The sequence below is a fragment of the Parasphingorhabdus pacifica genome (assembly GCF_054779195.1).
The window spans coordinates 315,044-332,408 of record NZ_BAAGYS010000004.1; the positions used below are offsets into that span (position 1 = coordinate 315,044).

The 17,365-nt window shown below is 66.9% G+C and carries 16 protein-coding genes; 8 read left to right on the plus strand and 8 right to left on the minus strand.

Annotation, left to right across the window (positions count from 1 at the left end; translation table 11 throughout):
• Positions 1-2: 2 nt before the first annotated feature.
• Positions 3-1,049, minus strand: a complete 1,047-nt coding sequence (locus ACYVAN_RS05455) for a LacI family DNA-binding transcriptional regulator (protein WP_460956288.1) — start codon at positions 1,047-1,049, stop codon at positions 3-5.
• 224 nt (positions 1,050-1,273) lie between these two features.
• On the opposite strand from ACYVAN_RS05455, the gene ACYVAN_RS05460 reads away from it, so the two are divergent.
• From ACYVAN_RS05460 to ACYVAN_RS05470, 3 genes are all read left to right on the plus strand, one after another.
• Positions 1,274-2,509 carry an extracellular solute-binding protein gene (locus tag ACYVAN_RS05460; RefSeq protein WP_460956290.1) on the plus strand — a complete coding sequence of 412 codons (1,236 nt, stop codon included), beginning with the start codon at positions 1,274-1,276 and terminating at the stop codon, positions 2,507-2,509.
• Positions 2,510-2,571: 62 nt separating this feature from the next.
• On the plus strand, positions 2,572-3,555 hold the full coding sequence (locus tag ACYVAN_RS05465; protein ID WP_460956292.1) for a carbohydrate ABC transporter permease: 984 nt from the start codon (positions 2,572-2,574) through the stop codon (positions 3,553-3,555).
• A gap of 1 nt (position 3,556) precedes the next feature.
• Positions 3,557-4,459 (plus strand): sugar ABC transporter permease, encoded by a 903-nt coding sequence (locus ACYVAN_RS05470; RefSeq protein ID WP_460956294.1) that lies wholly within the window; start codon positions 3,557-3,559, stop codon positions 4,457-4,459.
• A 54-nt stretch (positions 4,460-4,513) separates the two neighbouring features.
• Here ACYVAN_RS05470 and ACYVAN_RS05475 read toward each other — a convergent pair whose 3' ends face one another.
• The 4 genes from ACYVAN_RS05475 to ACYVAN_RS05490 form a co-directional block, all read right to left on the minus strand.
• Positions 4,514-5,674, minus strand: coding sequence for a YncE family protein (locus tag ACYVAN_RS05475; RefSeq protein ID WP_460956296.1), 1,161 nt, complete (start codon positions 5,672-5,674; stop codon positions 4,514-4,516).
• Between the two features lie 225 nt (positions 5,675-5,899).
• Positions 5,900-7,489 (minus strand): alpha-amylase, encoded by a 1,590-nt coding sequence (locus tag ACYVAN_RS05480; protein WP_460956298.1) that lies wholly within the window; start codon positions 7,487-7,489, stop codon positions 5,900-5,902.
• Positions 7,490-7,674: 185 nt separating this feature from the next.
• Entirely contained in the window at positions 7,675-9,051 is a 1,377-nt protein-coding gene (locus ACYVAN_RS05485) for an FAD-binding oxidoreductase (RefSeq protein WP_460956300.1), read from the minus strand.
• A gap of 83 nt (positions 9,052-9,134) precedes the next feature.
• Complete coding sequence (locus tag ACYVAN_RS05490; RefSeq protein WP_460956302.1) at positions 9,135-10,136, minus strand: carbohydrate kinase family protein; 1,002 nt, start codon at positions 10,134-10,136, stop codon at positions 9,135-9,137.
• Positions 10,137-10,257: 121 nt separating this feature from the next.
• On the opposite strand from ACYVAN_RS05490, the gene ACYVAN_RS05495 reads away from it, so the two are divergent.
• Entirely contained in the window at positions 10,258-10,491 is a 234-nt protein-coding gene (locus ACYVAN_RS05495) for an RNA-binding S4 domain-containing protein (RefSeq protein ID WP_460956304.1), read from the plus strand.
• Positions 10,492-10,873: 382 nt separating this feature from the next.
• On the opposite strand, the gene ACYVAN_RS05500 is transcribed toward ACYVAN_RS05495, so the two are convergent.
• Entirely contained in the window at positions 10,874-11,239 is a 366-nt protein-coding gene (locus ACYVAN_RS05500) for a HesB/IscA family protein (RefSeq protein ID WP_460956306.1), read from the minus strand.
• A gap of 230 nt (positions 11,240-11,469) precedes the next feature.
• Here ACYVAN_RS05500 and ACYVAN_RS05505 point away from each other — a divergent pair, with 230 nt between their 5' ends.
• Positions 11,470-12,117, plus strand: a complete 648-nt coding sequence (locus tag ACYVAN_RS05505; protein ID WP_460956308.1) for a DUF3043 domain-containing protein — start codon at positions 11,470-11,472, stop codon at positions 12,115-12,117.
• Positions 12,118-12,186: 69 nt separating this feature from the next.
• On the opposite strand, the gene ACYVAN_RS05510 is transcribed toward ACYVAN_RS05505, so the two are convergent.
• On the minus strand, positions 12,187-13,173 hold the full coding sequence (locus tag ACYVAN_RS05510) for an aldo/keto reductase family protein (RefSeq protein WP_460956310.1): 987 nt from the start codon (positions 13,171-13,173) through the stop codon (positions 12,187-12,189).
• Positions 13,174-13,362: 189 nt separating this feature from the next.
• On the opposite strand from ACYVAN_RS05510, the gene cobU reads away from it, so the two are divergent.
• Genes cobU through cobS form a run of 3 tightly spaced genes read left to right on the plus strand, consistent with a single transcriptional unit; the run spans position 13,363 to position 15,845 of the window.
• The gene (gene cobU, locus ACYVAN_RS05515; RefSeq protein ID WP_460956312.1) at positions 13,363-13,911 is read left to right on the plus strand and encodes a bifunctional adenosylcobinamide kinase/adenosylcobinamide-phosphate guanylyltransferase; all 549 of its coding nucleotides are present in this window, start codon (positions 13,363-13,365) and stop codon (positions 13,909-13,911) included.
• A 34-nt stretch (positions 13,912-13,945) separates the two neighbouring features.
• Complete coding sequence (cobT, locus tag ACYVAN_RS05520) at positions 13,946-15,100, plus strand: nicotinate-nucleotide--dimethylbenzimidazole phosphoribosyltransferase (RefSeq protein ID WP_460956314.1); 1,155 nt, start codon at positions 13,946-13,948, stop codon at positions 15,098-15,100.
• Between the two features lies 1 nt (position 15,101).
• Positions 15,102-15,845 (plus strand): adenosylcobinamide-GDP ribazoletransferase, encoded by a 744-nt coding sequence (cobS, locus tag ACYVAN_RS05525; protein WP_460956316.1) that lies wholly within the window; start codon positions 15,102-15,104, stop codon positions 15,843-15,845.
• 211 nt (positions 15,846-16,056) lie between these two features.
• Here cobS and ACYVAN_RS05530 read toward each other — a convergent pair whose 3' ends face one another.
• Positions 16,057-17,160, minus strand: a complete 1,104-nt coding sequence (locus tag ACYVAN_RS05530) for a branched-chain amino acid aminotransferase (protein WP_460956318.1) — start codon at positions 17,158-17,160, stop codon at positions 16,057-16,059.
• Positions 17,161-17,365: the final 205 nt, after the last annotated feature.

A 17,365-nucleotide genomic window follows, 5' to 3' on the forward strand; every position in this document is an offset into this window, starting at 1 on the left:
GGTCAGCCACGGCGCGGTTCCGCCGTGGATTCCCGAGCGATCAGGGTCGGACGGAACATGCGGCTGTGACTGCCGGGCGATCCTCGGGGATCGTCGGGGTCGAGACGGCGAATCAGCTCGTCGACGGCGGCGTTGGCCATCTCCTCGATCGGCTGGGCGAGCGTACTCAGCGACGGCTGGCAGTGGGCGGCGAGCGGAATGTCGTCGAACCCGATCACCGAGATGTCCTCCGGAACCACGAGACCTCGGCGACGGACCTCCCCCATCGCTCCCAACGCCATGACGTCCGAGGAACACATCACCGCGGTCGGTTGCGCGGCTCCGAGCAGCGCGCTCATCGCCTGGGCACCACCGTCGGCCCCGAAGGGACCGTGCGCGACGAGCTCCTGATCCGGCGTGATCTCCGACTCCTCCAGGGCGGCGGCCCAGCCCGCCCGCTTCAGCCGCGAGGGCAACGCTCTGGCCGGACCGGAGACGAATCCGATCCGCGTGTGTCCGAGTTCGATCAGATGCCGCGTCGCCGCGTATCCGGCGAGTTGCTCGTCCACGACGACGTCCGGTACATCCAACGCGGGGGCACCTCCGTTGACGAAGACCATGTGCGCCCCTTCGGCGAGCAGCCCCTCGTAGTAGCTCCGGTTCGCCTTGCCCTCCGCCCCGGCGGGTGTGCCCTCGATGTTGGCTATCTCGGGAGAAACGAAGATCATGCCTTCCACGCCGCGCGCCTGGAGCATGCGGACGTATTCCTCTTCGGTCATGGCCGCCCTGGTGTTGCACAGCAGGGAGGCGTAACCGGACCGGGAGGCACGACTTTCCAGTGCTTCGGCAAAGGCCGGAAAGACCGGGTTGGACAGCTCCGGCACCAACAGGCCGATCACTCCCGTGCGCCGCAACGCGCCCGGACCGCGCGCCGTGTGCGGCATGTCGTTGAGCACCGCGAGAACTCGCTGCCGGGTGTCCTCCTTGATGCCCGCTCGTCGGTTGAGCACCCGGCTGACGGTGGACACGCTCACTCCGGCCGCCCTGGCGATGTCGGACAGACCAGCCACGCATCGGCTCCTTCCCGGTAGCGATGGACGAGCCATCATCGTTGCACAGGTTTGAAACGATTTGCAATCGACGAACCACGATAACTGGCGCAACCACTCGTCGCGTGACAACCGGAACCGAACTTTTCCTTGACTTGCATCACATATGCGGTATGCAATCTATGGCCAATGCTTCGCAAATAATTGCAACAGTGGTGCCGCATCGAGTGCAAAGGAACGTCAGCATGAGATCGAAAGCCATCGTGACCATCACCGCCCTGGGCCTCCTGGGCGCGATGACCCTCACCGGATGCGGATCCGGCTCCGAGGTAGACGCGAACCGCGTCGTGTACTGGGACACCAGCGGATCGAACGAGAGCCCGGTTTTCGCCGAGATCGCGGAGGAATGCGGACGTGCGGGAGGATACGAGGTCGAGGTCGAGCGGGTGACATTCGACCAAGCCCTGAACAACTACAAGACCGCGGCGCAGAACGGACAGGGGCCCGACGTGCTTCGCGCCGACGTCGGGTGGGTCGCCCAGCTCGCCAATGCCGGGCTGATCAAAGACCTCTCCAACATGTCACTGGCCACCGACACCTCCGACTACCTCGATGCACCACTGAAGTCGACCAAGCACGACGGCAAGACCTACGCCATCCCCCAGGTCACCGACACCCTCGCGCTCTTCTACAACAAGCGCATGCTCGCCGAAGCCGGCGTGAACCCACCCGAAACGTGGGAAGAACTCAAGCGGATCGCGCCGAGGCTCGGCGGCGAGAACGCGTTGTTCATCAACAACGACGCCTTCTACTCCCTGCCGTTCCTCTACACCTACGGCGGAGGCCTGGTCGACACCGAGGCCGAGACCATCGAACTCAACTCGCCCGAAAGCGTGCGCGGGCTGGGGATCGCGAAAGACCTGCTCGAGGCGGGAGCGGCACGCACGGCGTTGGACCCGACCAACTCGTACAACAACATGAAGGCCGCCTTCAACGCGGGCGAGGTCGCGATGATCATCGATGGCCCGTGGGCCACCCCGGACTTCTTCGCCTCCGACACCTTCGCGGACCCGGCCGACCTGGGCATCGCCCCCATCCCGAGCTCACCGTCCCCGGCGGGCGGTCACAACTACGTCGTCCGACAGGGCACCGACGCCGACGAGGCGTCCACCAAGTTCGTCGAGTGCATGAGCAGCACCGAGAACCAGGCCGCCATCTCCGCGAAGCTGGGTTTGCTGCCCACCCGTGAATCCGCCTACGCCGATCCCACCGTCGCGGAAGAGCCGGTCGTCGCGGCGTTCAAACCGCTCCTGGAAAAGACTCATCCGCGGGCGTGGATCCCCGAAGGCAACGAACTCATGGAACCCCTCGAGATCGCCTATGCCGACGTCCTCGCCGGTCGCGACAGCACGCGCGCCGCGCTCGACAAGGCGGCGAAGAAGTACGAGGACACCATCCTCCCGGACTACACGGCGGGCTGACACCCCGTGCGTGGCGGGCGCCCCACCGGAGCTCGCCGCGCACGGCGGCGGAGGGATCTCACATGGCCATCGCCATCGACGAGCCCAGCACGAAAGCGGAACCCGGCTTCACCCGCCGGCACCGGCGGCTTCGATCATTCGCGGGACGGTACTGGTTCGTCTACGCGATGGTCCTGCCCGTCGTGGCCGTGCTGGCGTTGCTCGTGGTGTTTCCGTTGCTGCAGGGCCTGTACTACAGCTTCACCGACATCAACGACACCAACATCGCCAATCCGGTCCTGGACCGGCCCGCCGAATATTCGATCGTCGGTCTGACCAACTACTTCAACGTGCTCTCCGGAAGCGCCTCCTACGGCGCGTTCTGGGGAACATTGGCGCGCACCCTCATCTGGACCTTCGCCTGCGTATCCCTGCACTACGGGGTCGGGCTCGGCCTGGCGGTCCTGCTCAACCGCGAGATGCGGCTGCGCGGCCTCTACCGGGTCCTGCTGATCCTGCCCTGGGCCGTTCCCGTGTTCATCAGCGCATTCGCGTGGAAGTACCTGTTCAACGCCGAATACGGGCTGATCAACTGGGCTCTCGAGTCAATTGGGCTGCCCGGCCAGGTCTGGCTCGGCCAGTCCGATCTCGCGCTCGTCTCGGTGATCATCGTCAACGTCTGGCTCGGCGTGCCGTTCATGATGGTGGCGCTGCTCGGTGGTCTGCAGTCCATTCCGCCCGACCTCTACGAGGCGGCCAGAATGGACGGCGCATCCGGTTGGCAGCGTTTCGTCAACGTGACGCTTCCGGGGCTGCGTCCGGTATCGGGGACCGTCGTCCTCCTCGGGGTGATCTGGACGTTCAACATGTTCCCGGTGATCTTCCTGATGACCGGGAACAACCCGCACACCAGAATCCTGGTCACCTACGCGTTCGAGCGGTTCTTCTCCGGAGCCACCCGCGACTACGCGATCGCCTCGACCTACGGCGTGCTGATCCTGTCCGTCCTGCTCGTGTTCGCGGCGTTCTACCGCCGGCTGATGCGCAAGCAGGGAGAGGAGCTCTGAATTGTCCATCGACGCCGCCTCGCTGCGGGTATCCCGCCCGGCCCGCTCCGCTTCGGCCGGCCGCCGGAGTCACCGATCACTCCCGGCTCGCATCGGCCTGCATGCCACCCTGACGTTCGCTTCGCTCGTCGCCGTCTTCCCGGTGCTGTGGGTCGTGGTCGTCTCGTTCAAACCGAACTCGAAAGCCATCGAAGCCAACCCGACGCTGTTCAATGAATCCAGTGTGGACAACTACGTCGACATCCTGCTGGGCCGCAAGGGCGCATTCCTGCACTGGTTCGGAAATTCGGTACTCATCGCAGCACTCACCACGCTCTGCGGTGTGCTGCTCGCAGCCACCACCGCCTACGCGGCGAGCCGCTTCCGGTTCCCGGGCAGGCACTGGCTACTGCTGTCGTTCCTGGTGGTTCAGATGTTCCCGTTCGCGGTACTGATCGTGCCGTTGTACAGCATCCTGCTCGAACTCGGCTTGCAAGGCAGCGCCACCGGTCTGGTGCTCGTCTACTGCAGTACCGCGATCCCGTTCTGCACGTACATGCTCAAGGGGTACTTCGACTCGGTTCCCACCGACATCGACGAGGCCGGGCGGGTGGACGGGCTGTCCCCGTTCGGCGTGTTCTGGCGGCTCGTGCTGCCGCTGGCCAAACCCGGACTGGCGGTGACGGGCTTCTACTCGTTCATCGTGGCGTGGAGCGAGGTGGCCTTCGCTTCCGCGTTCCTGTCGGCCAATGACGAATCCAAGACGTTGGCCGTGGGGCTCCAGATGTTCGTGCAGGAGAATCGCACCGAGTGGGGCCACCTGTCGGCCGCGTCCGTCCTCGTCACGGTGCCCGCGGTCATCGTGTTCTACCTCGTGCAGCGATTCCTGGTCAGCGGACTCTCAGCAGGCAGCGTGAAGGGCTGAACCCACCCGTGCGACTCCGGCCCGGTTGGGAACGGACCGGAGTCGCACGTCCGCTCAGGAATGCAGCACCTCCGAAGGCACCGAATACCCCCGCACGCGCTGCGGATGATCGCCGACCGGTATGCGGGCGATTTCTCGCGGGTTGTCGTACGGGATGACCGAGATGTCGTCGGTCCCGCTGTTGGACAGGAAGCAATACCGGCCATCCGGTGTCGTCGCCGCCCAGTAGGGCTTCTTACCGGTGGGCACGATTTCGTCGGTGGTCAGTTCGGGTACCGACACGATCGCCGCGTAGTCGGAGATGGTCCCCGCGTCGCAGATCTTGGTGTTGTCCCCGTTCAACGCCAGTCCGTGATGAGCGGAATCCAGCGGGTACTCATCGCGCCGCAGTTGCTCGGCGTCCTCGCTCAACGGCAGGTGCACGGTCCGGGTGATGCGCTTCTCGGCCAGGTCGTACTCGATGAAACCGTTGTGAAAGGAAAGCTGCGCGTACATGGTTCGGCCGTCGGGCAGCACTCGGAACGGACGGATGCCCACCCCGAAATCGATGACGTCGCGAACCTCCATCGTCTCGGCATCCGCGATCGTCAGCACACGCTCTCCCTTGCCCGCGTCCAGGGCCGGCGCATCCGGTGCGATCACACGTCCGATGGTCGAGTTGTAGAGGGTCTTGCCGTCTTCGGAGAAGCGGTTCTCGTGCGGGAAGTCGCCGGTACCGAACGCGCCGGTGATCTCACCGGTCGCCGGATCGAGGGCATTGACCTCGTTGGAGGTGGTGGCCGACACGACAAGCCGCGAGCCATCCGGCGAAAGGGCCATGTGGTCCGAGCGGTAGCCCGAGACTTCGGTGTTCCAGAGCTGTTCGCCGGTGCCGATGTCGAAGGCCGACACGTCGCCGAGGCTCGGCCGGGAGACGTACATCGTGCGTCCGTCGGGTGAGACCGCGATGTCATCGACGAGCTGGTCGTTGCCTTCACCCGCGGATTCCCGGATCACCAGGAAAGCGATGTGCTCGTCGGGCGTCATCTCGGCCTTGCGCTCCGCCAGATCCGGTACGACATCGATCCGCTGATACTTCTCGAAGGACGTTCCATCTATCAGATCGACCGTGCCGTCCCAGTTGTTGCCGACGAACATGATGTCGCGATGGGGCTGCGCGATCGCCTCCTCCGCCCGCACCGCCGGTGCCGTTGCCACCGCGACCGCGGCGAGCACCGCCCCGAATCTGCTCCATCGTCCAGTCGTACGAGATCGCATCACTACCCGCCTCTACCGTGTCCGGTACGCATTCCGGTTCCCCCCGCCCAGTCGATCTACCAACGAGGGACCCGCGGGTTCGGATACTGCTCGCGTCCGGCCGGACACGTAGCGGCGCGTACGAACGGCGCGCGGCCACAGCGGACCCCGCGCCGTTCGTACTGGTCAGCGATTTCGTAGCGGTCAGTGGGGTTGCGCTCCGGTGTGCAGGGCCAGCCCCGAATTCGGAGGGACGGTCGCGGTGAACTTGCCGTCCGCACCGACCTCCACGGTTCTTCCGCTACACCCGGTTTCACCGGGAGCGCCGGTCATCACATCGCAATAGGTACCGGCGGCCAGCGAGGTCTGGAACTCCCTGGCGAGTTCACCGCCTTCGCGGTTGATGGCCACGTACCCGGCGTCCTCCCGCCCGAAGGCGACCTGGCCGTTTCCGTTGTCCCACCAGTCGGTCAGCCCGGCGTCCGCGACCGTCGCGTGGAAACCGGCCATACCGGCGATGATCGTGCGTCGCTGCTCGCACACCCATACTTCGTCGTCGCAGGCGGCCGGTTGCGTGACCCCGTCCGCGCTCGCGGGCGGACCGGCGTCCGGATCGTCGAAGGCGAAGCTGGACATCAACCTCGGGGTGCCGTACGGGTGCGCCAGCATGAACGCCGCCGCCAAGTCGTAGGCGGTGCCGTCTTTGTAGGTCAACGTGGGAGAGCTGCGCTGGGTGTCGTGATTGTCGACGAACACCACGGCCTGGTCACCGGGCAATGGCATCTGATCGGCGAGTCCGGACAGTTGCGCCAGGGAACCTTCCTTGAAGGCGTTGCTCACGTTGCCGTGGTAGGCGAACTCGGTGACGTCACCGTTGCCGGTGTACTCCCCACCTGTCGTGGTCTGGTCGGCGATCACCTCCTGGTACACGTAAGGTTTCTGTCCCGTTCCCGGCACGGTGTCGAGCGCACCGAAAATCGCGCCGATGTCCTCCGGCGGCATGTGCTTGCTGCCGTCGACCCGGAATCCGGAGACCCCCATGCCGACCAGGTCGTTGAGATTGGCGATCTCGGCATCGCGAACCTTGTCCGATCCGGTCTCGAGGTCGGCGAGACCGACGAGTTCGCAGTTCCGGACCTCCCACTTGTCGTTGTAGTCGGTGATGTCCCGGCGGCAATCGCTGAAGTCGGAATCCGCGTACAAGCCGGGATACTCGTACTTCTCGTAGTTGGTTCCCCCGCTGCCGGGTCCACTGTCAACGGATCCGGAACCGCTCATGTGGTTGACCACCGCGTCGACGTAGACCTCCACGCCCGCGTCGTTGCAGCTCGAGACCATTGCCGCGAACTGCTCCCGGTCGCCGCGGCGACTCTGCAGGCCGTAGCTGACCGGCTGGTAGTCCTGATACCAGGGATGACCTTCGTCGGCGAGTTGGACATGTTCCTGCGGGGGTGAGACCTGGACCGCGCCGAACCGGTTGGGGCCCAGGAATTCCGTGCACTCCCGGGCAACCGAATCCCACGACCACTGGAACATCTGGATGATCGGCCCTTGGACCGGCGCGCCTGCGGGTGCAGGCGCGCCGTCGTTCCCGGGCATCGCAGCGTCGTTCCCGGGCATCGCGCCGTCGTTCCCGGGCATCGCAGCGTCGTTCCCGGGCATCGCAGCGTCGTTCCCGGGCATCGCGCCGTCGTTCCCGGGCATCGCAGCGTCGTTCCCGGGCATCGCAGCGGCGGCCGGTATCAAACCCGTACCGGCGAGCACCGCCGCCATTGCAAGAACAGGTAATCGCATGGCATACCTCCTCAATCGGACGTGCCCACGATCACAATTTCTTGCGCCCGTAAAGTCAATACGCCATCCGCATCACCAGTGCGCTGCGATAATATCTGCAACTCTTTGCAGAACGACAAAAGTGCGGTGTGCTGACGAGTAGGTCAACACACCGCACCATCAGTTACGGCCGAGGGTTCCGCCGATCAGCCCACAACCCCTGCAGGCCTGGCGGGCAGCACGTTGTGCCACCGGTTGAACGTGTTGTCCGGGTCGAACTGCGCTTTGACCCGGGCGAGCCGGCGGTAGTTCTCCTCGCCGAACCCGGCCACGATCCGGTCCTGCCCCTCATCGCCGATGAAGTTCAAATACACGGACCCCGTGGTGAACGGACGCATGCTGGCACGAATACCGCGCGCCCAGCGCACCGCCCGCTCGTCATCAGCCGGGTCCGACCACATGCCCAACGGGTGAACCACCCATGGCGCCGACCGGTTCGACATCGGCCACTTCCCGTCGCTCCGGGCCACTTTTCCATCCCAGGGAACGATGATGTTCTGCGACGGCGAAGGGACGATCATGGATTCGGAACACAGGCAGAACGTGTCGACCGCCGTGTCCGAGAGCTCGCGAAGGTACTCACCGGACCAGTAGTTCCGGTAACCCGGTGGATCGTCGAGCATGCACTGCAGATCCGCGTACGGAATGTCCGTTATTATCGAACCCGCCGGGTTCAGAGCCAGCATCGGCGCGACCCGCTCCCGGAGGTCGCGCGCGGGCCCGACACAGGTCACCAGAACAGCGAAGGCCGCCGATCCGACCAACCTCTCCGGCACGAAAGTCTCCGGTGGCGCCGTCAGGGAGATCCCCGCACCACCGATCTCGTCCGGAGCGTCTTTGATGAGATCGCGGAACCCGCGCAGCGCGACCGGCCCCCGCTCGTCCTCCCAGAGCATCAGCGCCATCGAGAACTCGGGCAGCTCGTGCAGCCGGAAGGTCATTCGGCTGGCGATCCCGAAGTTCCCTCCGCCACCATGCAACGCCCAGAACAACTCCGGGTTCTCCAGCTCGCTCGCGGTGACTTCGGTGCCGTCGGCGATGACCACATCGACCGACAGCAGGTTGTCGCAGGCAAGCCCGAACTTTCGCTCCAGCCAACCCGACCCACCCCCCAGGGTCAGCCCCGCGACCCCGGTGGACGACACCCGTCCGCCGGTGGTGGCCAAGCCGTGCGGCTGAGTCGCCCGATCCACATCCGCCCACACCGCGCCGCCCCCGACAGTCATCGTCCTCGCCGACGGATCGACCGAGACCTCGTTCATCGCGCGGAGGTCGATCACGAGCCCGTCCTGCACCAGGCTCGCCCCGGCCACGCTGTGGCCTCCGCTGCGCACTGCGATATCGAGACCGTTCTCCCGCGCGAAGCTCAACGCGGTCGAGATCTCCGCCGAATTCGCGCATCGCGCCAACACCGCGGGCTCGGTCTCGATCGCGCTGTTGAAAACTCGCCGCGCAGCCTCGAAATCAGCATCCCCGGGGCCGAGCACCATTCCGCTCATCCGGGCACCCAACGCTTTCGCCATCGCTGAAGACTCGGACCTGTCCGGCATTGGAAACCCTCCAAATGAGTGCGGCTCGGTCCCATCAACGTTGGAGCCGCGGAAGGTCACCGGCCAGAGGCGTTCGACCCGCTGCGTCCCGGAAAGACCGCGCTGATCTCCTCGGCCGCCCGAGGCCCGTACGCGGCCGCGAGCCGTTCCTCGGGATGCCCGTGATCCAACGACCACTCCTGCGTACCGGTCACCTCCAGCACGAAGACCGCCAGCAGCGCCCCCAGTTGAGCCGCCCGTTCCCAGTCCAACCCGGCGTCGACCGCGACGAGGAAACCCGCGCGGAACCCGTCTCCCACCCCGGTGGGGTCGACCTTCGCCCGGGTGGGCACGGCGGGCACCCGGATTCGTTCCGCTTGCTTGCCGGCGATCTCGACACCGCTCTCGCCGTTCGTGGTGATCCGGGCCCCGACCCGGCTCAACACGTCCCGCTCCGTCCAGCCCGTCTTGTGCAGCAGAAGTTCCCACTCGTAGGCGTTGGTGAACAGGAACTCCGCGCCCTGCACCATCTGACGGGTCTGCTCGCCCGTGAGCCTCGCAAGCTGCTGGGACGGGTCGGCCGCGAAGCGGTACCCGCGCTGACGGCACTCCTCGGCGTGCCGCAGCATGGCCTGCGGATCATTGGGGCTGATCACCACGAGCTCGGCACCCGTGGATCGGATGATCGGCGCGAGCTCGATGTTGCGCGCCTCGGACATGGCGCCGGCGTAGAAGGACGCGATCTGGTTGAACTCGTCATCGGTGGTGCACACGAATCGCGCCGTGTGCGCGACCTCCGAGACGTGCACACCGGCGCAGTTCACGCCACTGCGTTCGAGCCACGAGCGGTACCCGGACCAGTCGTCGCCCACCGAACCGATCAGCACCGGGTTCTTCCCGAGAACTCCCATCGCGAATGCGATGTTGGCAGCGGCGCCACCCCGCCGGATCTCGAGACCGTCGACCAAGAAGCTCAGCGAGATCCTTGCGAGGTTCTCGGCCACCAGCTGTTCGGCGAACCGGCCGGGAAAGTGCATTAGGTGATCGGTTGCGATACTTCCGGTGACCGCGACGGGCACGACGCGCTCCTCCCGCAGAACGTTCGACCGTTTCCGCGACGGTACCGCCGAATCGGGCAGCCCGCGGGACCATCGGCGACCACCTTCACCCGGCACGGGCAAGGGGGACGACAATGGACGGATGCAGGACGTGGAGATCCGGGACGAGACCATCCGCCTCGGACAGCTGTTGAAGCTGGCCGGCATCGCCGAGCACGGCGCGGAAGCGAAAGCCATGCTCGAAGAGGGCGGGGTCTTGGTCAACGATGTGGTCGAGACCCGCCGCGGTCGGCAGCTGAACATCGGGGACCGGGTCGAGTTCGAGGACGAAGTCGTTCGGGTGGTCGCGGAAGGCGACGGCTCGGACCAAGACTGACCCGGCCAGCTCAGACCGACGGTATCCCGGGGGCGGGGCTGACCCGGCGCCTGTTCTGACTCGAAGAGCTGGCTCTGATAGAGCCGGTCTTGGTCCGGAGGGCTCGTTCTGGCTCGCACACGGGTCGGGCCCGTGCGTTCCGGAGCCACTTGCGGCCTCGTCCCCGGTCGCTCGGAGGCAGCTCGGGATCACGCGAGCTTCCATCACCCCCCGAACTGCTTACGAAGGGGGTGCCAGGCTTTCGACGGGGAGGCTTGTGCTCGCGACCGGAAGTCCCGGACGTTGTGCACGGCGGAACCGGCGCGGAGGCGTGCTCAACGTCCGATGACGCACGACCAGGCCGGGCCCGTCAGCGGACCCGGCCTGATACCACGACTGCGCGTCAGTGGAAGGAATCGCCGCAGGCGCACGAGCCGCCCGCGTTCGGGTTGTCGATCGTGAAACCCTGCTTCTCGATGGTGTCGACGAAGTCGATCACGGCGCCTTCCACGTAAGGGGCGCTCATCCGGTCGACAACGACACCGAGTCCCTCGAAGTCCCGGCGGGCATCGCCGTCGAGGCTGCGCTCGTCGAAGAAGAGCTGGTAGCGAAGGCCCGCGCAGCCACCCGGCTGGACGGCGATGCGGAGGTGCATGTCATCGCGACCCTCTTGATCCAACAGTCCCTTGGCCTTCGTGGCCGCCGACTCGGTCAACGTGACACCGTGGGCAGGCGCCTCGGTCTCGATCGTGGTGTCCTGGGCGGTCATTGACTCTCCCTAGAGGTCTGGCTCATCGGCATTCGGCGTGACGTCGGAACAACACACCTACCCGACCTATTCCCGCGGGCGGGCCCGAGGGCAAACTCCGAACGTCTTCCCTCGCGATCCATGGTGTCACAGTTCGCCGTTGAACTGGTATGACGCCTTCCCGCTGCGGTTGCGACGTCCATTATGCCGGTCTGTGCGGCGGCCGAAACAGCGTCGAATACCCTGGAGGTGTGAGGTTCCTTCGCCGCAGCAACACTGAGCAGACCGCCACCAGCGAGTCCGACGACCGGGGCGCACGGTCCGAGAGCGCGACTGAGAACCACACCCGGGAACGCACTCCCGGCAAGGGGCGCCCCACGCCGAAGCGGCGCGAGGCCGAGAGCAAGCGTCGAGGACCGATCGCACCGCCGCCCAAGAACCAGCGGGAAGCGATCAAACGGTCGCGCGGGAACAAGGCCGAACGCCGCAAGGCCAGCGCCGAGCGCAGGCAGCGGATGATGGCGGGCGACGACCGCTACCTCATGCCGCGGGATCGGGGACCCGTCCGCGCCCACGTACGCGACATCGTCGACACCCGCAGGCATCTGATGGGCATGTTCATGCCGCTGGTGCTGGTGGTGTTCGCCACCACGCTCGTACAGAACATCGTCGTGCAGCAGTACGCGACGCTCGCCTGCATGATCCTGCTGCTCACGATGGCCGTGGAAGGCACGTTACTCGGCCGCATGGTCAACAAGAAGGTGCGGGCGAAGTTCCCGGAAGCGAAGGACCGGCCGTTGAGCCTCGGCTGGTACGCCTTCACCCGCGCCATGCAGATCCGCAAGCTCCGCGTACCGCGCCCCCGCTACACGCCCAAGGACATCGCCAAGGTCGGCTGAGCACCGGGCGGATCGACGGTCCGGCCGTCGCCCCGCCCGGTTTCGCCTGTTCAGCGCCCAGCCGGGCTCTCAGTGCGAGCTGGTGTGGCGCGGGTCCGAGGTGACGGTGTCGCCGAGCACCTCGTCGATCGAGTCGAGCACGTCCTGATCGAGCTTCACGCCCGAGGCACCCACGTTGTCGACCACCTGCTCGGGGCGAGAAGCCCCGATGATGGCCGCCGAAACGTTCTGGTTCTGCAGCACCCATGCCACGGCGAGTTGGGCCATCGACAGGCCGAGGTCGGACGCGATCGGTTTGAGCTGCTGCACGCGCTCGAGCACGTCGTCGCGAATCCAGCGGGAGATCATCGTGGAACCGCCGGCCTCGTCCGTCGCGCGCGAGCCTGCCGGGGGCTGCTGGCCGGGCAGATACTTGCCGGTGAGCGCCCCCTGCGCGATCGGTGACCACACGATCTGGCCCAGCCCCTCCCGTTCGCAGGCGGGCACCACCTGCGAATCGATGACCCGCCACAACATCGAGTACTGCGGCTGGTTCGAAATCAGCGGCACGGACAGTTCCCTGGCCAGCTCGGCGCCGCGGGTGATCTGTTCCGCTGTCCACTCCGACACACCGATGTAAAGCGCCTTGCCCTGCCGAACGAGGTCGGCGAAGGCCCCCATCGTCTCTTCCAGCGGCACCGTGGGGTCGAAGCGGTGCGCCTGGTAGAGGTCGACGTAGTCCGTCCCCAGCCGACGAAGGGATGCGTCGCAGGACTCCATGATGTGCTTGCGGCCGAGCCCCCGGTCGTTCGGTCCGTCACCGGTCGGGAAGTAGACCTTCGTGAAGACCTCCAGGCTCTCCCGCCGCTGATCGGACAGGGCCCGGCCGAGTACCGACTCGGCGCGGGTCTGGGCGTAGACGTCCGCCGTGTCGAACGTGGTGATACCGGCATCCAGCGCAGCTCGCACGCACTCCTTCGCCCGGTCTTCCTCGACCTGCGATCCGTGGGTGAGCCAGTTGCCGTACGCGATTTCGCTGATGGACAGGCCGCTGTGGCCAAGACGACGAAACTCCATGGTCGAGAGCCTAGTTCTTGACGGCTCCCGCCCGCTCGTCCTCGTGCGTGTCCGGACGTCCACGGTCGGTGAAGCTGAGCGATTGTTCACCGACGTAGCCCCCGTCGACGAGCGCTGGATCACTGCGGGAACGCGCGGCCCCGAGGTAATGTCCCCATCCGCATCACCCGCTCGGATGGAGGTCGCCCGTTGACACGCCGGACGCTGGTGCTCGGTGGCGCGCGCTCCGGCAAGTCCGCCCACGCCGAGGGCCTGGTGTCGGCCACGGAACCGGTCACCTACGTGGCCACTTCGAGGCGCGACCCGAGCGATGCCGAATGGACCGAGCGGATCGCCGCCCACGAGGCCCGCCGCCCGCACGGCTGGCGGACCGTGGAGGCAGGAGAACCCGAACAGCTTTGTCGGACCCTCCGCGCCGCCGAAGCACCTGATCCCGCGCTGCTGGTGGATGACCTGGCCACCTGGCTCACGGGTGTGCTCGACGACGCGGATGCCTGGGAACGTGACCCGGCCGCCCTGCGCACGGTGGCCGGGCACTGCGATGCCGTGGTCGAAGCAGCTCGGGACTGCGCGGCACCCCTCGTTCTCGTCTCCGCCGAGGTCGGCCTGGGCATCGTGCCCGGGACCAGGTCTGGAAGACTCTTCCGGGACCAGCTGGGGTCCTTGAACTCACGGCTCGCGGAGGTCTGCGAGGACGTCACCCTGCTCGTGGCCGGAGTACCGCTCCGCCTGCGCTGAACGTGACGGCCCGAACAAACACGGAGGTAAACCCTTGTCCGCCCCCGATCCGTCCACGCCCGGCTCGTCGACCGAACAGTCGACTCCGGCCACCACCGCGCCGGGCGCCGAGACGACCTTCGGTGCCGTGCCCAACCCCGACGCGCAGGCCAAGCGTCAAGCGGTTGCCCGGCAGGAACATCTGACCAAACCCGCGGGTGCGCTGGGGCGGATGGAAGAGCTGAGCGTGTGGGTCGCGGCCAGGCAGGGCGTCTGCCCACCACGCCCGTTCAGCAGGCCCCGCGTGGTCATCTTCGCCGGTGACCACGGTGTCGCGAACAGCGGCGTTTCAGCCTACCCGAGCGAAGTGACCGCTCAGATGGTGCAGAACTTCCTCTCGGGTGGCGCGGCCGTCAACGTGCTCGCGGCCGAGGCCGGCGCCACGGTGCGGGTGATGGACATGGCCGTGGAGGCCGACACTCCCGCTGTGGTCCGCTCGCGCAAGGTCCGTCGCGGCTCGGGATCGATCGACCGCGAGGACGCCCTCACCGACGAACAGGTACGAGCGGCCATCAATGCCGGTCGTGCCGTCGCCGACGAGGAGGTCGACGCCGGCGCGGACCTGCTCATCGGCGGCGACATGGGTATCGGCAACACCACCCCGGCCGCCGTTCTGATCGCGGCGCTCACCGCCACCGAACCGGTCGCGGTCGTGGGCAGGGGAACCGGCATCGACGACAACGCGTGGATGCGCAAGACAGCGGCGATCCGTGATGCCTTGCGCAGGGCCAAGGGCGTGCTCAATGATCCGGTCGCGCTACTGCGCACCTCCGCGGGCGCCGACATCGCCGCCCAGGCCGGGTTCTTGGCCCAGGCCGCCGTGCGCAAGACGCCGGTGATCCTCGACGGAGTCGTCGTCGGGTCGGCCGCCCTGGTGGCCGAAGAACTCGCCCCCGGTGCTCGAAAGTGGTGGCTGGCCGGGCACCGCTCGGCCGAACCGGCCGGTTCGCTCGTGCTCGATCACCTCGACCTCGAACCGATCCTCGATCTCCAGCTGCGCCTGGGTGAGGGCAGCGGGGCGCTGACCGCGCTGCCGATCGTGACCTCGGCCGTCCGGGTGCTCGGTGAGATGGCGACGTTCGAAGAGGCAGGCATCGGCGGCCCCACTCCGGACGAGGCGACCGGACACACCGCCGATTCGGCCTTCTGACGTGCAGGGGCTTCGCCTCGCGCTGTCCTGGTTGAGCGTCCTGCCGGTGCCCGTCGACCGGGTCGATGCGCGTACCTGTCGGCACGCGATCGGATTCGCACCACTGGTCGGAGCGATCATCGGGCTGTTCGGCGCAGCAGTCCTGTGGGGTCTGACCGCGGTGGGAGCGCCGCCCCTGTTGGCCGGATTGGTCACGGTGACGGGGTGGATGCTGGCCACCCGCGGCATGCACGTCGACGGGCTCGCCGACACCGTCGACGGACTCGGCTGCTATGGCCCCCCCGAGCGGGCGCTGGGGGTGATGCGCGACGGAAGCACCGGACCGTTCGCCGTCGCCGCGCTGATCGTGGTGGTCGGTGCGCAGACCACGGCACTGGCCGCGCTGGCCTCGAACGATCAGTGGGTCGCGGTGGTACTGGCGTGCGCCGCCGGACGGGCCGCGTTCGTGCTGTGCTGCCGCCCGTCGATGCCGGCCGCGCGCCCCGAGGGGATGGGCGTGCTGGTGGCGGGCTCGCAGCGGATGCCGGTGGTCGCGCTGTGGTGGGCGGGCCTGCTGGCGCTCGGCGCGTTCGCGCTGCACGATTCGTGGTGGCTGGGACCGTTGTCGGTCGCGCTGGCGGGTCTCGTGCTGTGGATGATCACCCGGCATGTTCGGCGCCGGTTCGGCGGGATCACCGGGGACGTGCTCGGGGCGGGGTCCGAACTCACCACGACGATCGTCCTCGCCGTGTGCGCGACGAGCTGAGCACGGTCCGGGCACCCGGCGGAACGTCCACCGTTCATCACGGGACGCACCCTTTCCGAGTGGAACGACGGCCGCCCCGCTCGCGCACGGCACTCGGTTCCCGGCGACCGCGCTCACCCGGGGGGATCCGGCTCAGCAGGCGCCGTTTCCGACGACCGGTGCGCAGCGCACCGCCAGACTCGGCATCGGCGGTGCGCTGCGCCTTCCGGAGTCACGCCAGTGCGGTCATCCAACCGTGCGGGTCCGCAGCGGTTCCATACTGGATGCCGGTCAGCTGTTCGCGCAGTCGCATGGTCACCTCGCCCGGCTTCCCGTCGGCGACGGTGAACTCGCCCTCGTGGTGCTTGACGTGGCCGACCGGGGTGATCACCGCGGCAGTGCCGCACGCGAAGACCTCGGTGAGTTCGCCCGAGTTGGCCTTCTTCTCCCACTCGTCGGTGGTGATCCGGCGCTCCTCGACGTGCATTCCGAGATCCGCGCCCAGCTGCAGCAGCGACGACCGGGTGATGCCAGGCAGCAGGCTCCCGCTCAGCTCGGGAGTCACCAGGCGGGCGTTCTCACCGGACCCGAAGACGAAGAACAGGTTCATGCCACCCATTTCCTCGACGACCCGCCGTTCGACCGCGTCGAGCCAGACGACCTGGTCGCAGCCCTGCTCCACCGCCTGCGCCTGTGCCGCGAACGACGCGGCGTAGTTTCCCGCGAACTTCGCGGCACCGGTGCCGCCCGGTGCGGCGCGCACGTACTCGTGGCCCAGCCACACGGTCACCGGCTTGACCCCGCCCGCGAAGTACGAGCCGGCGGGTGAGGCGATCACCGAGTACAGGTACGAGTTGGCCGGGCGGTTGACGCCCAGGCTCGTCTCGGTGGAAATCATGAACGGTCGGAGGTAGAGCGAGCTCTCCCCCGTCGCGGGCACCCACCGCTTGTCGGCCTCGACGATCTCCCGCAACGACCGCACGAAGTCCGCTTCCGGTAGTTCCGGCATGGCGATCCGCTTGGCCGAACGCTGGAAGCGCCGGGCGTTCTCGTCCGGGCGGAACGCGGCGATCGAACCGTCGGGCTGGTGGTAGGCCTTCAGGCCCTCGAAGATGGCTTGGCCGTAGTGCAGCACCGTCGAAGCCGGATCGAACTCGAGGGAGCGGTAGGGCTCCACGCGCGCATCGTGCCAACCGCGGTCGACGTCCCACTTGATCGTCACCATGTGGTCGGTGAAATGCTGCCCGAAACCCGGATTCGCCAGTACTTCGCTCCGCTGTTGCTCACTCGCGGACTGCTGATGGGGGACCCGGGAAAAGGACAGTTCCTCGCTCATGTTCGTACCGTATCGCGCGCCTTCGAGCAGTGGAAACCCGAGTCCAGTTCCTTTGCCCTCCTAGTTTCTGGGCCTTGTCCAACAATCTCTTTCGCACCGAGATCCCGTGCTCTTGAGAACCGACCGGACTGCGAGCGGTCCGAACAGGATTTCCGCACGAGGTTTCGGCCGCGTCCGGACCGGTTCCGGTCGCAGAGTGCGTTCT

Bases quoted from the DNA above. Each gene is read 5' to 3' on its own strand.
- ACYVAN_RS05460 (WP_460956290.1), top strand. From the start codon at position 1,274: ATGAGATCGAAAGCCATCGTGACCATCACCGCCCTGGGCCTCCTGGGC.
- ACYVAN_RS05465 (WP_460956292.1), top strand. From the start codon at position 2,572: ATGGCCATCGCCATCGACGAGCCCAGCACGAAAGCGGAACCCGGCTTC.
- ACYVAN_RS05480 (WP_460956298.1), bottom strand. From the start codon at position 7,489: ATGCGATTACCTGTTCTTGCAATGGCGGCGGTGCTCGCCGGTACGGGT.
- ACYVAN_RS05485 (WP_460956300.1), bottom strand. From the start codon at position 9,051: ATGGCGAAAGCGTTGGGTGCCCGGATGAGCGGAATGGTGCTCGGCCCC.
- ACYVAN_RS05495 (WP_460956304.1), top strand. From the start codon at position 10,258: ATGCAGGACGTGGAGATCCGGGACGAGACCATCCGCCTCGGACAGCTG.
- ACYVAN_RS05500 (WP_460956306.1), bottom strand. From the start codon at position 11,239: ATGACCGCCCAGGACACCACGATCGAGACCGAGGCGCCTGCCCACGGT.
- ACYVAN_RS05510 (WP_460956310.1), bottom strand. From the start codon at position 13,173: ATGGAGTTTCGTCGTCTTGGCCACAGCGGCCTGTCCATCAGCGAAATC.
- ACYVAN_RS05530 (WP_460956318.1), bottom strand. From the start codon at position 17,160: ATGAGCGAGGAACTGTCCTTTTCCCGGGTCCCCCATCAGCAGTCCGCG.